The sequence below is a fragment of the Anaeromicropila populeti genome (assembly GCF_900112775.1).
Classification (GTDB): domain Bacteria; phylum Bacillota; class Clostridia; order Lachnospirales; family Lachnospiraceae; genus Anaeromicropila_A; species Anaeromicropila_A populeti.
This window is the reverse complement of record NZ_FOYZ01000001.1, coordinates 275,062-292,183: the sequence shown is the minus strand read 5'-3', so window position 1 is coordinate 292,183 and position 17,122 is coordinate 275,062. Positions and strand designations below refer to the sequence as shown.

Annotated in this window: 16 protein-coding genes; all 16 read left to right on the top strand. The window is 35.9% G+C overall.

The features are described 5' to 3' along the window. Window positions 1-2: 2 nt before the first annotated feature. The 16 genes from BM305_RS01315 (at window position 3) to BM305_RS01240 (ending at window position 17,104) form a co-directional block, all read left to right on the top strand. Window positions 3-3,293 carry a molybdopterin-dependent oxidoreductase gene (locus tag BM305_RS01315; protein ID WP_092558883.1) on the top strand — a complete coding sequence of 1,097 codons (3,291 nt, stop codon included), beginning with the start codon at window positions 3-5 and terminating at the stop codon, window positions 3,291-3,293. After that, on the top strand, window positions 3,244-4,752 hold the full coding sequence (locus BM305_RS19925) for an ATP-binding cassette domain-containing protein (protein ID WP_092558882.1): 1,509 nt from the start codon (window positions 3,244-3,246) through the stop codon (window positions 4,750-4,752). Before BM305_RS01315 ends, BM305_RS19925 begins: the two co-directional genes overlap by 50 nt. A 21-nt stretch (window positions 4,753-4,773) precedes the next feature. Then, the gene (locus BM305_RS01305) at window positions 4,774-5,475 is read left to right on the top strand and encodes an amino acid ABC transporter permease (protein WP_092558881.1); all 702 of its coding nucleotides are present in this window, start codon (window positions 4,774-4,776) and stop codon (window positions 5,473-5,475) included. A 29-nt stretch (window positions 5,476-5,504) separates the two neighbouring features. Beyond that, on the top strand, window positions 5,505-6,188 hold the full coding sequence (locus BM305_RS01300; RefSeq protein WP_092558880.1) for an amino acid ABC transporter permease: 684 nt from the start codon (window positions 5,505-5,507) through the stop codon (window positions 6,186-6,188). Between the two features lie 203 nt (window positions 6,189-6,391). Then, window positions 6,392-6,823 (top strand): MarR family winged helix-turn-helix transcriptional regulator, encoded by a 432-nt coding sequence (locus BM305_RS01295; RefSeq protein WP_207649449.1) that lies wholly within the window; start codon window positions 6,392-6,394, stop codon window positions 6,821-6,823. 47 nt (window positions 6,824-6,870) lie between these two features. Beyond that, window positions 6,871-7,362, top strand: coding sequence for a GNAT family N-acetyltransferase (locus tag BM305_RS01290; RefSeq protein ID WP_092558878.1), 492 nt, complete (start codon window positions 6,871-6,873; stop codon window positions 7,360-7,362). A 32-nt stretch (window positions 7,363-7,394) separates the two neighbouring features. Next, entirely contained in the window at window positions 7,395-8,231 is an 837-nt protein-coding gene (locus BM305_RS01285) for a nucleotide-binding protein (protein WP_242940423.1), read from the top strand. 26 nt (window positions 8,232-8,257) lie between these two features. Then, window positions 8,258-9,607, top strand: coding sequence for a nitrogenase component 1 (locus BM305_RS01280; RefSeq protein ID WP_092558877.1), 1,350 nt, complete (start codon window positions 8,258-8,260; stop codon window positions 9,605-9,607). Between the two features lie 25 nt (window positions 9,608-9,632). Beyond that, a complete protein-coding gene (locus tag BM305_RS01275) occupies window positions 9,633-10,937 on the top strand; it encodes a nitrogenase component 1 (RefSeq protein WP_092558876.1) in 1,305 nt (434 codons plus the stop codon). 15 nt (window positions 10,938-10,952) lie between these two features. Then, window positions 10,953-11,138, top strand: a complete 186-nt coding sequence (locus BM305_RS01270; protein WP_092558875.1) for a hypothetical protein — start codon at window positions 10,953-10,955, stop codon at window positions 11,136-11,138. Window positions 11,139-11,168: 30 nt separating this feature from the next. Next, window positions 11,169-12,368 carry an acetylornithine/succinylornithine family transaminase gene (locus tag BM305_RS01265; RefSeq protein WP_092558874.1) on the top strand — a complete coding sequence of 400 codons (1,200 nt, stop codon included), beginning with the start codon at window positions 11,169-11,171 and terminating at the stop codon, window positions 12,366-12,368. Window positions 12,369-12,391: 23 nt separating this feature from the next. Next, entirely contained in the window at window positions 12,392-13,270 is an 879-nt protein-coding gene (dapA, locus tag BM305_RS01260) for a 4-hydroxy-tetrahydrodipicolinate synthase (RefSeq protein ID WP_092558873.1), read from the top strand. Window positions 13,271-13,321: 51 nt separating this feature from the next. After that, window positions 13,322-14,323 (top strand): tRNA lysidine(34) synthetase, encoded by a 1,002-nt coding sequence (locus BM305_RS01255; RefSeq protein ID WP_092558872.1) that lies wholly within the window; start codon window positions 13,322-13,324, stop codon window positions 14,321-14,323. Window positions 14,324-14,339: 16 nt separating this feature from the next. Beyond that, the gene (locus BM305_RS01250) at window positions 14,340-15,302 is read left to right on the top strand and encodes a hypothetical protein (RefSeq protein WP_092558871.1); all 963 of its coding nucleotides are present in this window, start codon (window positions 14,340-14,342) and stop codon (window positions 15,300-15,302) included. 55 nt (window positions 15,303-15,357) lie between these two features. Beyond that, window positions 15,358-15,606, top strand: a complete 249-nt coding sequence (locus tag BM305_RS01245; protein ID WP_092558870.1) for an acyl carrier protein — start codon at window positions 15,358-15,360, stop codon at window positions 15,604-15,606. Between the two features lie 22 nt (window positions 15,607-15,628). Then, window positions 15,629-17,104: an AMP-binding protein gene (locus tag BM305_RS01240; RefSeq protein ID WP_092558869.1), complete on the top strand. Its 1,476-nt coding sequence runs from the start codon at window positions 15,629-15,631 to the stop codon at window positions 17,102-17,104. Window positions 17,105-17,122: the final 18 nt, after the last annotated feature.

The window sequence follows — 17,122 nt, the reverse complement described above, 5'->3', positions numbered from 1 at the left end:
GAATGGAGAGGCTTAGAGGTATTAATGCAGGCATGGAAAATTACGTTGATAAATACGGAATGATTATTGACCTTGATAAATGTATTGGATGCTATACATGTCAAGTGAGCTGCCAAAAAGAACATAATCTGCCTCGGAAGGCAGGACGCATAAAATTACATATACAGGATATTGGCTCATATCCAAATCAAAAGCGGATTTTCTTCCCAGCATTATGCAATCACTGTGAAATGCCAATCTGTACAAAGTGTTGCAGCAGCAATGCACTTTACCTCACGGAACAGGGAGTTGTCTTGTACGATGAGGAAAAGTGCGCTTACTGTTTCTCTTGTCTAAAAGTATGTACATCTGGTGCTATCAGGTATCAGAAAGAATTTAACTTGTTAAATAAGTGTGATTTTTGTTGGGAACAACTACAACAGGGATTACAGCCTGCCTGTGTTCAAAACTGCATGGGGAAAGCATTGCACTTTGGAGTTCTGAATCATGAGGAAAGTGAAATAGTGCAGATGCTTAAGGAAAATCAAAATTATTTGTATGTACAGAAAACATTAACTTCATCCCTGCCCAAGGTATTCTATATACAACGGGGAAAAAATCATTTCGAATCATTAACATCGATAGATCTTTCTTTGTACAATTTTCAATTTCCACGTTCAGAGTTGGTGCAGAGAAAACCAATTTCAAAACAAACATATATCAATACAGTGGATCTGATGTGTCCGGCGGAGTGTAGTATTCGAGTACTTGTTGAAGATGGGCAGGCCAAGAAAATCTGCGGTAATCCAAAATCATTCAATAATCAGGGAACTATCTGTGCAAAAGGTGCAGCAGGATTAGAACTTGTGTATTCTCCACAACGTATCAAGGTACCGCTTGTAAGAGTTGGGGAGCGAGGGAGTGGAAGATGGAAGGAAGTTTCATGGAACTATGCGTTAGATGAGATATCTAAGAAACTTCTAAATATCAAGAAGAGATACGGTGCAGAATCGGTTATTCTAGATTGTGGAGATTTGACAGATACAGAACCTTACATGATGTTGTTCCATGCCTTTGGAACGCCAAATACATTTACCCATAGTGCAATATGTGATACGAATCGCAGATGGGGATCCAAGCTGATGATGGGGGATGAAAGACCTCTGCCAGATATTCAGCGACCTGTTTTACTAAGGAATTCCAGCAATGAAATGTATCAGAAGCAAGAGCATGATATAAAACTCCTTATCAATGTTGGAGCCAATCCGCTAGTTGCTACCCGGTTTCATTATATGTCTCGTGGCATTCCAGAAGCACAGGTAAACAATCAGATGTATTATGTGGTGATCGATCCGGCATTTACTAATTCGGCAGCAAAGGCAGATATGTGGCTGCCTGTTACACCAGGTACAGATGCCGAATTATTGGCATGTATGCTTTCCTATATCATTACTCATGATAATAGGGAAAATAAAAATGCGTCGTATATCGATCATAATTTTATTGAAAATTACACAGAAGGCTGGGGAGAATTTAAACAGGAGTTTCTCAACCAGAGCAGGATGAAGGATGAAACAAACGGCTTCTTATATTTTTCCCCAGAATGGGGAGAAGAAAAGACAGGAATTGAGCAAAGCAAGATTATACAGCTAGCGCATTTAATGGGAATAACTAAACCAGCAGCCATTGAAATGGGAATGCATGGAGGAGCGCATCATTTAGCTGGGGATGTTACTTCGGTTTTGGCAAATGTAATATGTGCAGTAACAGGCAATATAGATGTACCAGGTGGATTGGTTTTTTCGGGGGCGGTCAAGCCAATTCTTAATCTTCCAAGTAGAAGAATAAACGGGAGTTCGACTACTTTCAGAATTGTAAATGGTGAGAAGAGGTACGGTAATTATCTCCAACTTCATAAAGATCTGTATGGAGATTTCCCCCTTGCCTGGAGAGGAACTGTAAGCACGATTCCAAGCAATATACGTAATGGAATTACCTTAAAGAAGGGATCGTTTAGGGGACATACATATCCGATAAAAGCCTTTATTAACCGAACAGGCAATCCACTGTATACAGGCGGTAATACCAATGAGTGGATAGACGCCTTTCAGGCAGAACAAAACGGCGAAAAGCTGTTGGAACTAATTGTACATATTGATACTCATATGAATGAGACTGGCAGATATGCTGACTTTATTCTTCCGGAATGCAGTTATCTGGAGAAGATGGGGTTAAGTGACCAGTATACTATAAATCCTGAAATCGCATTAAGAGATCGTGTAATTGCACCACAATATGAATCTAAGACGCCATTCTGGATTATGCAGAATCTGGCTTCTGCGTTAGTAGAGGCTGGAGATGAGGAGATTGCTCATAACAAGCTCAATTGCTATCAATCGGAAGAAGATTTACTCAATACACAGCTGCGCAGTTGTCCAGGCTTAAGGAATATTGGACAACCATTGCCATATGCCCAGTACCCAGAAGGAGCCTTGATTGAAGGAATACCTGATAATCCCAATGTTTATGTGGAAGGAGAACTTATTCATAAGGGAGAATCATTAACGGTTAGCTGGTTAAGGGAAAATGATGGGGTTGCAGCTTGGCCAGTCAGTTACTATCGCTATCGGTCGAGTAACGGAGGCACGCCATCTGGGTATCTGCCTATGACAGGTTCGGGAAAATTCCAGTTTAATTTCCGTTATAAGGTGGAATCAAGTGATAAAGCGGGTTGTTATAAAACAACAGCATTTATGTGGAAAGAAAATAATAGTCAATTTACAGAGGAAATAAAAAAGCAGTATCCATTTTACCTAATTACAGGCAGGACACATCAGACAGGAACCATGACCCAGGTGTGTAGTTCTCTGGCAGATCTTGAAACAGAAGCAAACAGGAAACTAAATGATGTGCTTGTTCAAGCCAAATGTGATAAAAACACAATTGCAATACCAGTTTTCTTGCTTAACGAAACAGAGGGAAATGAGATGGGAATTCACACTGGAGACAAGATACGGCTTGAAAATGCAAATGGAACACATCTTATTGGAAAAGCATTTCTTTCAAACGCTATAAAAGCTGGGGTTATTAAGACAACTTTCGGTTCGGGAGGAAGAAAAGTATCAGCGAAGGCTTTCGTAGAAGCAGCCTCCTATACACCGAATGTGAATAGGATGTATGACTCATCTAAAATGAATAAGATAACGGGGATGCCATCTTTTGGAGATATCATGGTTAGGGTTGTGAAAGAGGAGGAGAGAGAAGATGAGCGCTGTGGACAAAAGAGAAATCATCAAAATCAAGAATGTCAATAAGTCCTATGGTGATGTTCAGGTATTGAAAAATATTGATTTAGAAGTGTATAACGGAGAAGTATTAGTTCTTCTTGGACCAAGTGGTTCAGGAAAAAGTACATTGCTAAAAATCATAAATGGGCTTGAGAATATCCAGACGGGAGAAGTGTTAATTAATGAGGAGGTCTATAATTGCAAAAATGGTGTTGCAGTCAGCGGGAAAAAGCGGGCAGAGGTTGGCATGGTTTTCCAGCAATATAATCTTTACCCACATATGACTGTCCTTGATAATGTAACTCTTGCTGTAAGGAAAGTGAAGAAAAAGACAAAAGAGGATGCCATGGCGATTGCGATTCCTATCCTTAGAAAAGTTGGTCTTGAGGAAAAAATTCATTTCTATCCTTCCCAGTTATCGGGTGGAGAGCAGCAGCGTGTAGCAATTGTGCGAAGTCTAGCTATGCAGCCGAAAGTTATGTTATTTGACGAACCAACATCTGCATTGGATGTGGAACTGATTAATGAAGTGCTGGATACTCTGATTCAGCTTTCTAAAGATGGTATGACTATGGTAGTTGTTACGCATGAATTAAGTTTTGCCCGTAGAGTTGCTACTCGAGTGGCATTTCTTGATAAAGGAGAGCTTATCGAGATAGGGAAACCTCATGATATTATTATGCATCCCAAAATGGAACGTACCAAGTTATTTATGAATAAAATCCACAATGAAAGGTCTAGACTTTATGATATAAAAAAGAGAGGTTCCATTAATATTGGAATTGTAGATAATGCCCCACCTATGTGCTTTCATGAGAAAGGCGGAGAACTGATAGGATTTGACGTAGACTTGGCGCATAGTATTGCACGGCGTTTAAATGTAACTTTGAATCTGATTCTTCTAAAAAATGAAAACAGAATGGATTATATCCTTGCCAACAAAGTGGATGCTTGTATTGCGAAATTAAATCATACCAAATCAAGGGATAAAATGATTGACTTCAGTGTTTCCTATCTTCAAGATTGTAAAAAGATTCTTATGTACAAAGACAATATAAAGTCCATACGGGATCTTGCGGGGAAAGATATTGCTTATTCCATAGGGACAAGTACGGCAAATGAGATTGAATCTTGTTTCAAAAAGTGCAATTTGGAGAAACCTAATTTTATTGCCTACTCATCAGATGCCCAGGCATTTGAAGCTATGAAAAATAAACTTGTAGAAGGATACGCAAGTGATGAAATCATCGGTAATTATTTCATCACTACGGAGATTGATAAGGAGGAATTTCAATATCACCCAGAAGTATGCTGTTATTCCTACTTTTCTATAGGGGTTTCGGAAAATGATTCCCAGTGGCTGAATGAATTAAATAACATTTTGCTTGATATTTACGACACAGGAGATTATGAGAAGATTTTTAACACGTGGTTTAAGACGAAAGATAAGAAGTTTTTAAGACCATTCGAAAAATGGGATGTATAATTTCAATTAGAGGAGATAATTATGAATTACGAATTTGACTGGCAGGCAATTTTAAGTGGGCAATACTTAGAATGGATATTGCAGGGACTTCAATGCTCAATAAGTCTTATGATACTGTCGTCTTTGATTGCCGTTGCTATAGGGGTATTTGTTACTTTTGGTAATTTATCAACGAATCCACTAATACATTTCATTTCTTCCGTTTACATAGAGTTGTGCAGAAATATTCCTACACTTATCTGGCTGCTGTTTTTTTACTACGTATTTCCGGAACTTTTTCCAGAGAAAATCGAAATAGCACTCAATTCCAGCACAATGCTCAATTACTGGGCTGCAATAGCAGGATTATCAATCAGCAGCAGTGGATACATTAGTGAAATCATTCGTGGAGGAATCATGGCTGTCCCGAGAGAACAAATTGCAGCTGCGTACTCGTTAGGTCACTCAAAAGCCCATATATGGAAATATATTATCTGGCCTCAAGCGATACGAAACTGTTTTCCACCTCTAGTTACTAGAATTATTCATAATGTGAAAAATACTTCGTTGGCATTATCTTTATCAGTACATGAGATTATGTGGGCTACCCAGCAGATTGAGTCCATCACATTCAGAGGATTGGAAGTGACCATATTAGCAACCATATTCTATTTGACCATCAACTTTGTGTTGAGCCATCTGGCTTCGTTGGCAGAAAAGCATGTATTAGCTACTAAAAACTGAACTGTATATGGATAAAGAAGGTGAAAAAAATGACTGATATTCTAAAAATAATAAAGATGTTCTTGATTGGACCCTTTCCACAAGGGGAGCTTGGTGGACTTGCAATTAATATTATCCTAGCATTACTTACAATGGTTTCAGGATTTGTATTGGGCTTACTCTTAGTATTGGGCCGGATATCAAAAAAGGCTGTTATCCGTAAAATTACTACATTTATTGTTGAAATGATTCGTGCCTTGCCTTTGTTGTTAATCGTTTTTTGGTTCTATTTTCTAATTCCTCTTTTTTCAGGGAAGACATTGCCACTCTTTTTAAGTGCGTATCTTTCCGTTACCTTGTATTCAGCAGTAAATCAGTCGGAGATTTTTCGTGCTGGTTTTATGAACATCAGTAAAGGACAGTGGCAGGTAGCATCCTGTATGGGAATGTCTTATTCCCAGTGTATTATACATATTATTTTACCTCAGACATTAAGAATGATGCTTCCTTCGTTTGTTGGATTCTTGTTATCCCTTTTCAAAGATACTTCAGTCATATCTATTATAGGTCTTATCGATTTGACTCAGACAGGTATAATGCTTAGTCAGAGAGAACCGAATAAGCTTGTATTTTCCTACATAGTAATGGGTGGACTATATTTTGTATTCTGCTTTGCGCTCTCAAGGGTTGCAAAAAAAATAGAGTTGAAGCAGCAGGGATGTGGTGCTAAGTAGTTGTAACTATCAACTAAATAGTTGTTAATTGCAACTAAATAGTTGACAAATGCAACTAATTATGATACTGTAAATTTAATGAAAAGGGCTGATAAACATAAGAAAAAAGTCCAAAGTAACTGAAAGGTTTTATAGACAAAATCTAGGAAAGGAAAGAGTGATACTTCATAATTTAGTGAATGTCAAGAAAAAGTGTATATAATATGGATGAAATAATTTTACGTGAACTCATTAGAACAATGGAGAAAAAACTGGGAATTATACTGGAAAAGGGAAAAACAGATTATTGTTGTCCCATTTCATTTTCCCAGTGTCATATTATAACGGAAATCGGAAAGAGTGGAAAAATGACTCTAAACGAATTGTGTGTTAGCTTAAATGCAGATAAAAGCATTATGAGCCGTACTACCCATAAGTTGATTGCCAAAGGATTATTAAATAGTTGTGTCAATGAGAAGGACAGACGATCCATTACACTTACGCTTACCGAACATGGCTATCAACTATATGAGATGATACAAGACAATATGCAGCAATATTTCAAAGGAATTTTAGAAAATATACCAGCTGATAAAAGAGAATCCGTTTTAGAAAGTCTTGAAATTCTAAATGAAGCTATTACAAAGCATATTTAGCTGCTTGTATACATGCAATTACGAAAGAAAGAGGATGTTATTGTAAGATGAAAGTAATAGAGATTACCAACCAAAAAGAAAGTAACAGTTTAATTGTGTTCCTCGACAAGATGTTTGCCAATTGGCTTGAGAAGAGTTCCTTTGCCAAGGAAAATGCATGCTGTCCAGGCAGAACCTATGATCAGATCAAAGAGAAGATTGAGCAGATGGACGAGAACCCATATAAATTTATCGTATGCACAGATAACGAAGAAGTTGTGGGGATGACTTATGTATCTTACTTCGATGAGGAATGTCTGTATCTAGGGTTAATTAATGTACATCCTGAATATAGAAAGAAGGGTGTCTTTAAAGAAATTCTAGATAAGGCAGAAGAGATATGTAATGAAAAAAATATGAAATACATGCGTTTGTGTACATGGCAGGGTAACGAAGCAGCCATACATACATTTCAAAAATGTGGATTTGAAGTCTACGCTGAAAATGAAAAGTCTATTGAATTACGAAAATACATGAAGATAAGTGACGAGTATAAATAAGTTTTGATATACAAATCATAAGGAGAAGGATTATGAAAAAGATGAAGCAAATAGCTATATATGGAAAGGGTGGAATTGGTAAGTCAACTACATGTTCAAATCTTTCAGCATCACTATCATTGCTCGGCTATAAGGTGTTACAAATCGGATGTGATCCAAAAGCGGATTCTACAAAAAATCTGATTGGAGGAAAATCAAAGCCAAGCGTGCTGGACTATATCAGAGAAAGTTCGGTCAAGGTAACCAAGGAAGGTATTTTAACAAAGGGATTTTCTAATACATACTGTATCGAAGCAGGAGGACCTGAACCTGGTGTGGGATGTGCAGGAAGAGGTATTATAACTGCAATAGAAATGATTAATGAATTAAATATTTTTGAGGAATTAGATATTGATGTTGTAATCTATGATGTCCTTGGCGATGTAGTATGCGGAGGTTTTGCAGTTCCATTGCGAATGGGCTTTGCAAAAGAAGTATATCTGGTAACCTCTGGTGAAGCAATGGCATTATATGCAGCCAATAATATTTCAAAAGCAATCCAAAGATTTGGTCAGCGAAGTGATGTTCGATTGGGGGGCATTATTTGCAATCAGAGAAATGCATATATGGAGAAAGAAATTGTAACAGGCTTAGCTAAAAATCTGTCTTCACAGGTTATCGGCTGGATTCCAAGGGACAATATCGTGCAAGAGTGTGAGCTGAAAAATGCCACAGTTGTAGAAGGAAGTCCAGAGTCAGATATGGCAAAGGTATATTCCCAACTAGCCAGCAACATTATGTCCAATGAAAACTTCGTGATACCAACTCCGATGGACGATATGCAATTTGATTTCATGATAAAGCAACCAATGAAAATGCAAATACAATAAGAAAAGGTTGAGGAATACAAAATAATATGAATACAAATAATGAACGAAAGATGGCAAAATTAATAGACTTAGTTAAACTAGTTAAAAGTGACAGACTTAAAATCAAAGAATGTATGGATATGCATCAATTTTGTGCTTTTTGGGGTTCATACGATGTATTAGCGTATTTTCAAGATGTAATAATTTTAGTTCATGGAGCAACAGGGTGTGTGGGAAATCGCCACTTCCTGAATGCAATGGGCAGTCACAATAAGTGTGATAATAAGGCGCATCTATCTACTGAACTAACGGAAAAAGAAATAATCTTTGGTGGTGAAAAGAAACTTACGGATTGCATCTTTGAAGTGGAGGAGAAGTATCCAGATAAAACAATAGCGATATTAACCAATTGCTGTGCAGATATTATCGGTGATGATGTTGAGGGGTGTGTGGAATCATTACCAGCCAGATTGAGAGAGAAAATCATCTTTCTTAACACAGGTGGATATTCTGGTAAATCATATCGTCATGGAACAGAGAATGCATTTCATATGTTAGGAACAATAGCAGGAGAAGGCAAAGAACATGCAATAGATGCCTCTGATTCAAGTAAGAAAGTGAATCTGTTTCTACGAAGATGGCTGTGGGATACAACCAAAGATAAGGAAATAGAAGAAGTCAGAAGAATGCTTGATATGTTAGGCATAAAGATTAATGAGATATTTAATGATGATATGACTTTTGATAAATTAAGAAGAATGAAAGATGCTGATTTAAATATCGCATTATGTTTATTCTTTGCCCGCGGATTCTTTGAAGCAATGGATCAGCAATTTGGGATACCACACTCTCAAGAAACCACACCAATAGGTTTAAAGGCAACAATAAGCTGGTTAAAGGATATTGCAGATACTTTGGATATTGAGGTAGATATTGAGAGTTTTGACGAAGTGCAAAAGCTAGAAGAAAAGAGAAAAGAATTAGTACATAAGATTGGAAAAGGCAGAGACTGCATTATATGGAATCAGACAGGTGACAGATTACTTGCACTTACAAAATTTGCAATAGAGTTAGAAATGAATCCGATTATTGTGGGCATCGAACCGTCTATCATAAAAGATAAAATTTTTATATTTGAAAAGGAAGTTTTGGAACATAATCTGGATGCGAAAATTTTTGCGTCTAAGTATATTGAAGATATTCAGCAGCTCATTGATGAGTTAGACGATCCAATCGTTATATGTAACAATAATTATTTTCCTAAGAATAAAGTCTTTAAATATAGATTTTCTAATAATCCAGTATATGGATTTCGTGGAGTTGAACAGATGTATGAGGAATTGTCTGAAACACTGGATAGAAAAACAAATGATTACTCTTTCTTTATTGAAAATTAAGTGTATTTAAAACATAGGAGAAATTATGAATAATGAGATTGATAATACAGTACATAAGAAATGTCTGGATTCTATTGAAAAATGCGGAATCCTGGGAGTTTCCCAAGTGATGGCACAGATAAAAAATGCATCAGTTGTAATACATGGTCCACGAGGATGTGTATTTCCAGCATATGAAGCATCAATAGTCGATAATTTAAACTTCTCATATACAGAAATGTGTAGACGTTCCACTATTTTTGGGGGCGAAAATGATGTTGCTGAGAAAATTCTTGATGAGTATTATGAAAATCATCCTAGTACAATTGCAGTTGTTACCACATGTGGATCTCAGATTATTGGAGATGATATAAAAGGCAGTATTAACAAACTGGACTTACAGATTCCAGTCATTTGCATTGAGGGTGGAAGTTTTACCAATTCACAAATAAAGGGCTTAAATAAGACGATGTATCAGATTGTAAAGTCTATCTGTAGAAAAAATAGTAATCCACAACAAATTATAAATATATTTGCTACAGTCGGAAAAAGCTATACATGGAAGGAAGACGCAAGACAGTTAAAGGCTCTTTTGCATGAATTTGGTGTGGAAGCAAGAGTCCTGTTCCTGGACGCAGAGATAGAGGAGATTAAGGAATATTCTGACGCTATACTAAACGTAATGCTTGACCAGAATTATGGTAAGCAATGTGCTGAGTATATGAAGGAAGCTTTTTCGATTCCATATATTCAAGTGCCGTATCCAATAGGATTAAAGAACTCTGAGAAATTCGTTCAGAAGGTAATCCAGGCATGTAACATGGAAGTGTTAGATTTGGAAGAAAAACTGATGGAGAAAAGGACGCAGGCAAGAAATAAATTTTTAAGCAGCTTAGGCCGCGTTAATACATTTCGACATTTTGAATCTATAAAGCGACTGACAAAAGCAATTGCCGCGTATGAAGATATATCCTTTGGGTTGTTGGAATTGATGATTCATGAATTAGAGGATTCTGTAGATTACGTCGTAATAAAGACAACTGACTTAGATAAGAAAGAAGAAATCAAGCAATACATAGAAGATAACTATTCCGTTAAGGAAATATTAGTTACCAATGACAGAACAGAAGTAATAACATTTTTACAGACTCATGAAGTACAAGTGCTTTTTGGTAGTGACGTAGAATACTATGCAGTCAGAAATAATCAGCCAGTAGCCTATGTTAACATTGAGTATCCTGGAACATATGAGATTCACATGAAAGATGAGAGTTACACAGGATTTTTAGGAACATTGAATTTTATTGAGAATTATTACAATAAAATTGTTAATGCACATAAAATGATTTAGAAAGGATGAATGAAAATGAGTGAAGAAATGAAAAAAAATTGTTGTGAAAATGAGGAAACCGAAAAGAAATGTTGTTGTGAAGAAAGTGCTGACAGTGAAAAACAGGAGAAAGATGATTTAGATTGCTGCTGTGACCTTTTCAGCTATGAAAGACCAACAAAGGATGATATGCAGAAAACCAAAAGAAAAACATGTTGTTAATGAAAAAATAAGAGTTTGTGAGGTAAAGCTATGGAGCAAAAAGAGTTTAACGAAAATATTGCAAAAGCAAAGAAATCTATTATGTATGTAACGGATAGACCTGAGATAATATTTGAAAAAGGTGAAGGTTCATACTTATGGGATACATTTAATAATAGATACTTAGATATGATTCAGGGATGGGCTGTCTGTTGCTTAGGCCATTGCGCGCCAGTAATGGTACAGGCATTGGAGGAACAAGCTAAGACGTTAATTAATCCTAGTCCATCATACTATAACCTGCCTGCAATTCAACTGGCAGATGAGTTAGTGAATAGTTCTTGCATGGACAAGGTTTTCTTCATAAACTCAGGAGCCGAAGCAAATGAAGGCGCCATTAAACTTGCAAGAAAATATGGGGCTAAATATAAGAATGGAGCATATGAAATCATTACGGCAGTCAATGGCTTTCATGGCAGAACACTTGCCACAATGTCAGCATCAGGTAAAGAAAAATGGAAAGACATATATTCTCCAAAAGTAGATGGGTTCAAATGGGCAGAATATAACGATATTGAAGCAATCAAACAGAATATCAACGAGAATACTTGTGCTATTATGCTTGAATTGGTTCAAGGTGAAGCTGGCGTAATCGTTGCAGATAAAGAATATGTAGCAGAAATTAGAAAACTCTGTGATGAGAATAATATTCTTTTAATCTTCGATGAAGTTCAGACTGGTATGGGACGTACGGGTTATATGTTCGCGTATGAATACTACAATATAGAACCTGATATCATGACGTTAGCCAAAGGAATTGGCGGAGGATTTCCACTATCAGCATTATTAGCCAAAGACGCTGTCTGCTGTTTTGAAGCAGGTGATCAAGGTGGAACCTATAGCATGACACCATTAGGATGTGCAGTTGGGTTATCCGTATTCAAGGAATTAAAAAATAAGGATATCTGTGGAAATGTTCAAAAAATGAATGAGTATTTCAAAGGTAAATTAGCAATGCTGATGGAGAAATATGCCGTCATGAATGAAATCAGAGGATTAGGACTACTGCTGGCAATAGGATTGAAGGAAGAAATTGCAGTAGAAATTACAAAAGAATGCATGGATAAGTTTTTATTGATAAATGCACCAAATCCTAAGACGTTAAGATTTATGCCAGCACTGAACATTAGCGAAAAAGAAATTGATGAATGCATTGCTATCTTAGATTCGGTATTTGCAAAACATCTATAATATTGGAGAAGGGAGACAAAGACATGAAGTTAGAAGGAATATATATTGCTGTTGCCACTCCATTTAACAATGGGAAAATTGATTTAGATGGTTATAAAAAGTATGTAGAATCTTTAATTGATAGTGGAATAGCTGGTGTTGTAGTATGTGGAAGCACAGGGGAATCCTCTATGCTGTCAATGGAAGAACATGTAGAGTTGTTAAAGTTTACGAAAGAGTTTGTTAATAACAGAATACAAGTTATTGCAAACTGTGGTGCAAACTCTACCAGTGAAGCCATCTATTTGACACAAGAGGCAGAGAAATTAGAGGTAGATGCCGTGTTGTCTGTTGTACCTTACTATGTTAAGCCAACACAAGCAGGTTTATACCAGCATTTTAAATCGATTTATGATGCAACAGAAAAAGTGCCAATTATCATTTACAACGTACCAGGAAGAACAATTACGGATATATCTGTTGATACAGTTGCAGAATTAGCTAAATTGGACCGTATGATTGGAATTAAAGAAGCTTCCTCTGATATGGAAAAGGTTGCTGAAATGGTAGCAAGAACACCTGAAGATTTCTCAGTATTATCAGGAAATGATGCTACGTTCCTTCCTTTGCTTGCTGTTGGAGGAAAGGGAGTTATCTCTGTAATCGGTAACATTATGCCAAAAGAGTTAGTTGAATTATATAATGAGGTAATGGCTGGAGATTTAAAGAAAGCAATAGCGATTAACAAAAGGATGATAGAAATGAACAAAGCCTTGTCATTAGAGGCTAATCCTATTCCTGTAAAGTACGCTTTGTATAAGACAGGCCATATGAACAACGAGCTAAGATTACCATTAACACCAATGAGTGAAAAGAATGCTGCCACTATGGATCAGGTATTACAAGAGCTAAAACTTATCTAGTGCTTAAAAATCACAAACGAGAGTTAGATATGATATAAGGAGAAGTACTATATGAATAATAAAATGAAAGAAGATTCATTTTTACCAGTATTTGAAGCGGCCTATAGTAAATTTAGTAAAATGGTGCAAGATTATGAATTAATTCCAGATGATATCGATAAGGTATCAATTGGAATGTCAGGTGGAAAAGATGCGCAGGTAATGGCGTTAATGTTACATGAATTCAAATATCGTGAAAGAAATGATCTGGAGCTTGAACTCTTAACTGCCACAACTCCAGCTTGGAAATTTCGACCAGATGAGTTTTTTAAAAAGGATTCTGAACAGTGGCAATATGCTGCCGAACAGAAAAAAGCAGTTGATGTCACAAGAAAGTTCTGGGAAGAAAAAGGAATTCCTACAGTATATGTAGATCAGGCGCCTGGAGTAGACGAAAACGTAATATATAATGCAAAGACTCCTTGTGTAATGTGCTTTATTGGACTATATAGAGCAATGTGTGAATACTTAAGCAAAGAATACAAGAGTGGGAAAAAGGTGACATTATCCGTTGGAATAACCAAATTCGATCTTTTATATGTGTTAGAATCACTTACAATCAGATCCAGCGGAAGAACATGGGAAGAGGACAAGAAAAATTATCCTTCCAAATATTATTTTAACCGGTTACAGACCTCGTTTTTCAGCCCATATCCAAAGATTCTGCTTGGTATACCAGATACTGATATAACGAAAATTACACCAATTGTCAATTTAACAGATAACGAAACTCGATACATTGCAAATGCTATGAATTTACCTAGAATTGCGGATCCTTGTGCGAAATTGTACGGTGAGCGTTTTGTATCAGATAAGAGAAGTTTTGATGCATACTTGGCATCAACAACAACGGAAGATATGAATCTTGATCATGTAAATAGTGGATTTTTTGCAGAGTATCAGTCACTATTGGATACCTTTACAAGATTAGGTATTTTACCTCCAAAGGAAGATATTGATAATATTCTGTATCCGGCAATTAATAATCAAGATATTATATCAATTTATAATTAATAGAAAGTAGGGTCATATGAGTTCATACATATGTTATATGGATTACCTTCTTCCAGAACAGAAGATGGATGTGGAAGGTATTTTTCATAATCTGTCAGAAGACAAAAAAAGTAGTATAACAGATATGGATGCACATATTAAACGATTCAAAGAGGATACAAGATTAGATAGAATTGCATATTTTAAAGATGGACAGGAATTTTCTGAAAAAGTCTATGAGATGGTAGATAAGATGTTACAAGCTGCAAATATTGATGTGAAAAAGGTGACCTATATCATGTGTGGCAATGAACATTTGTTTAGGGCAAATCATGTATCTACTATACATAGTTTACAAGCTGATTTTGGTTTCTCTAATAGTATGATTCTTCCTATCATGCATCCATGTGCAGCAACCTTATGCGGTCTTAAAATAGCAGATAAACTTCTGGAAGAGGATAAGTATATTTTAATTATCTCTGGTTGCTATTGGGAGAATGTTGAAGACAGATATATTGGATTTACAATGAGGGGAGATGGGGTCGGGCTGACTTTGGTCTCCTCTCATGGAGAATTAAAAGTATGCGATAATAAGTCTCTGAATTATAATAATGCAGTATATGATATTCATGGAGCGATGCGACACGATCCTTCCTTAAGCAGAATGAATTTGATTCAGAAGGGGTCGGAATTCTTGGTTGAATCCATGAAGCAATACAAATGTAATGAGAAAACAATTCGGAAAATCATTCAGCCCAATGCAGGATATAGTGTATTTCACGATTTGTATAGCTATTATGCAAAAGTGAATCCAGAATTATTTTATTATGACAACATTGCTGATGGCGGGCATATGTGTGATATCGATATTATAAGAAATTTAAAAGATTATATGGAACAGCAGGAAATAAATAAGGGAGAGTATCTGATGATATACACTCCTGATGTGGAACCTACGTTTGATATCAACTATTATAGTTCATTATTGCAAAAAGTGTGAGTTTCAGTAGGTTGAAGCTCTGGGTTCATTTTTAGAATGGCAGAAAGGATGGCATATGCAGGAGAATGATGTAACAGAATTTGTGCTGAACTTAGTAAATGAGATGGCATTGGATTCAAATATTACAGTTCAAAGCAATATTAAAGCCGATGTAAACATTGATTCCATCGGCTGGCTAAGATGTTTAATTCGTCTTGAGGAAAAGTATCAATGTTCCTTTAGCCCTGAGTTTTTAATTGATAACAGTATCAATACAATTCAGGATTTCATTGATAAGATTAATCGTTATTTAGCAACGAAATAAAAGAAAGAATAAGGTGATATAATTGCAGTTTCATAATTTTTATGATGTTTTTACCAGTATGAAAGACAATGATAAAAATCACATCGATTATCTCTTATGGAATGGATCGGGATACGAGACGATTAAGAAGACATTTCAAGAGATGTATTGTGATATTAGTAAATGTTATAGCAATTTAGTTAGTCAAGGAATTAAGGCAAGCAGCATTGTAGGTCTGGAGATTGAAAATACTTACGAATTCCTGGTTTGTGATTCTGCATTATTACTGATAGGTGCACAGACGATTATATCAAACGGGAGAGAAAAAGAAGAACTATTAGATGAACGACTAACGAGTTTCCAAACAGAGTATGTAATTACAAATAGAAAATCAGTCAATTTGTCACAAAAGCAGATTGCAGCAGCATCCTTATTGAAAGAGGATGGTTCCACAACAATGATTGAACTACAGCCAGATGAAAATGATGAAAAGGACATAAGTATTATGTTTTCATCAGGTACAACTGGAATTCCAAAGGCTTTGGGAATTACAAAGCAGGGTTCTCTTTGGAGCTCAAATAATTTCTTTCATTATATGGAATTTACTCCAGAAGATAAATTTATGATTTTTATGCCTTTATCAAATTATCAGCAGAGATTTTTATCCTGGGGCTGTATTATGAATCATGTTAATATTTCACTTGGAAATGAATTGTTATTATTTCATTCACTAAAACTTTTAGAACCAAGTATTCTTTTAGCTGCACCTAACTTTTTCTATAATCTGAGCTATGAGCAAAACAAGAATGGAAAAAGCAAAAATGATGTCTTAAAGAGTATTTTAGGTAATAAAATGCGTTACTTATTAACAGGAATGGCACCAATCGATAATAATATACTGGAATTTTATCGTGATGCAGAGATGGAAATCTATCAGATTTATGGACAGACTGAGATTGGAATGATCTGCTGTAATAAAGTGGGCCTGAATAAAATAGGTTCTGTTGGAAAGCCAATTATTGATGTGGAAATCCAGCAGGACGAGCTTATTACCAATAGTCCAAATCCAATTGTAAGTGGTTATTACATCGATGGAAAGCTGGACAGAATGGAGAAAAGAAGAGCGACAGGTGACTTGTGTAAAATGGATGAAGAAGGCTTTTTCTATGTCAATGGAAGAAAAAACGATACAATGGTGCTGAATAATGGTAAAAAAATCAACCCAGCTAGTATCGAACAAAAAATCAAGGGCCTTTTTGATATTAAAGATGTTGTTATCTATAAAAAGCAGACCAATGATGATAAATTCGTATTAAATATTGTAGTGCTCTATGATAAAGGAAATGTTGCAGATTTTACTAAGATAGAAGAATACATTAACAAAATGGGAGAAATACAATCTGCTACAGATAAAGTTGAGATTCAATTTTATCTTATGAAAGAGGAAGATAAGAAAACTATGTACACAGAGAATGGCAAGTTTTCTCGTGCAAAAGCAATTGATACTTTTCAAAAGTAAATAATAAATACTATCATA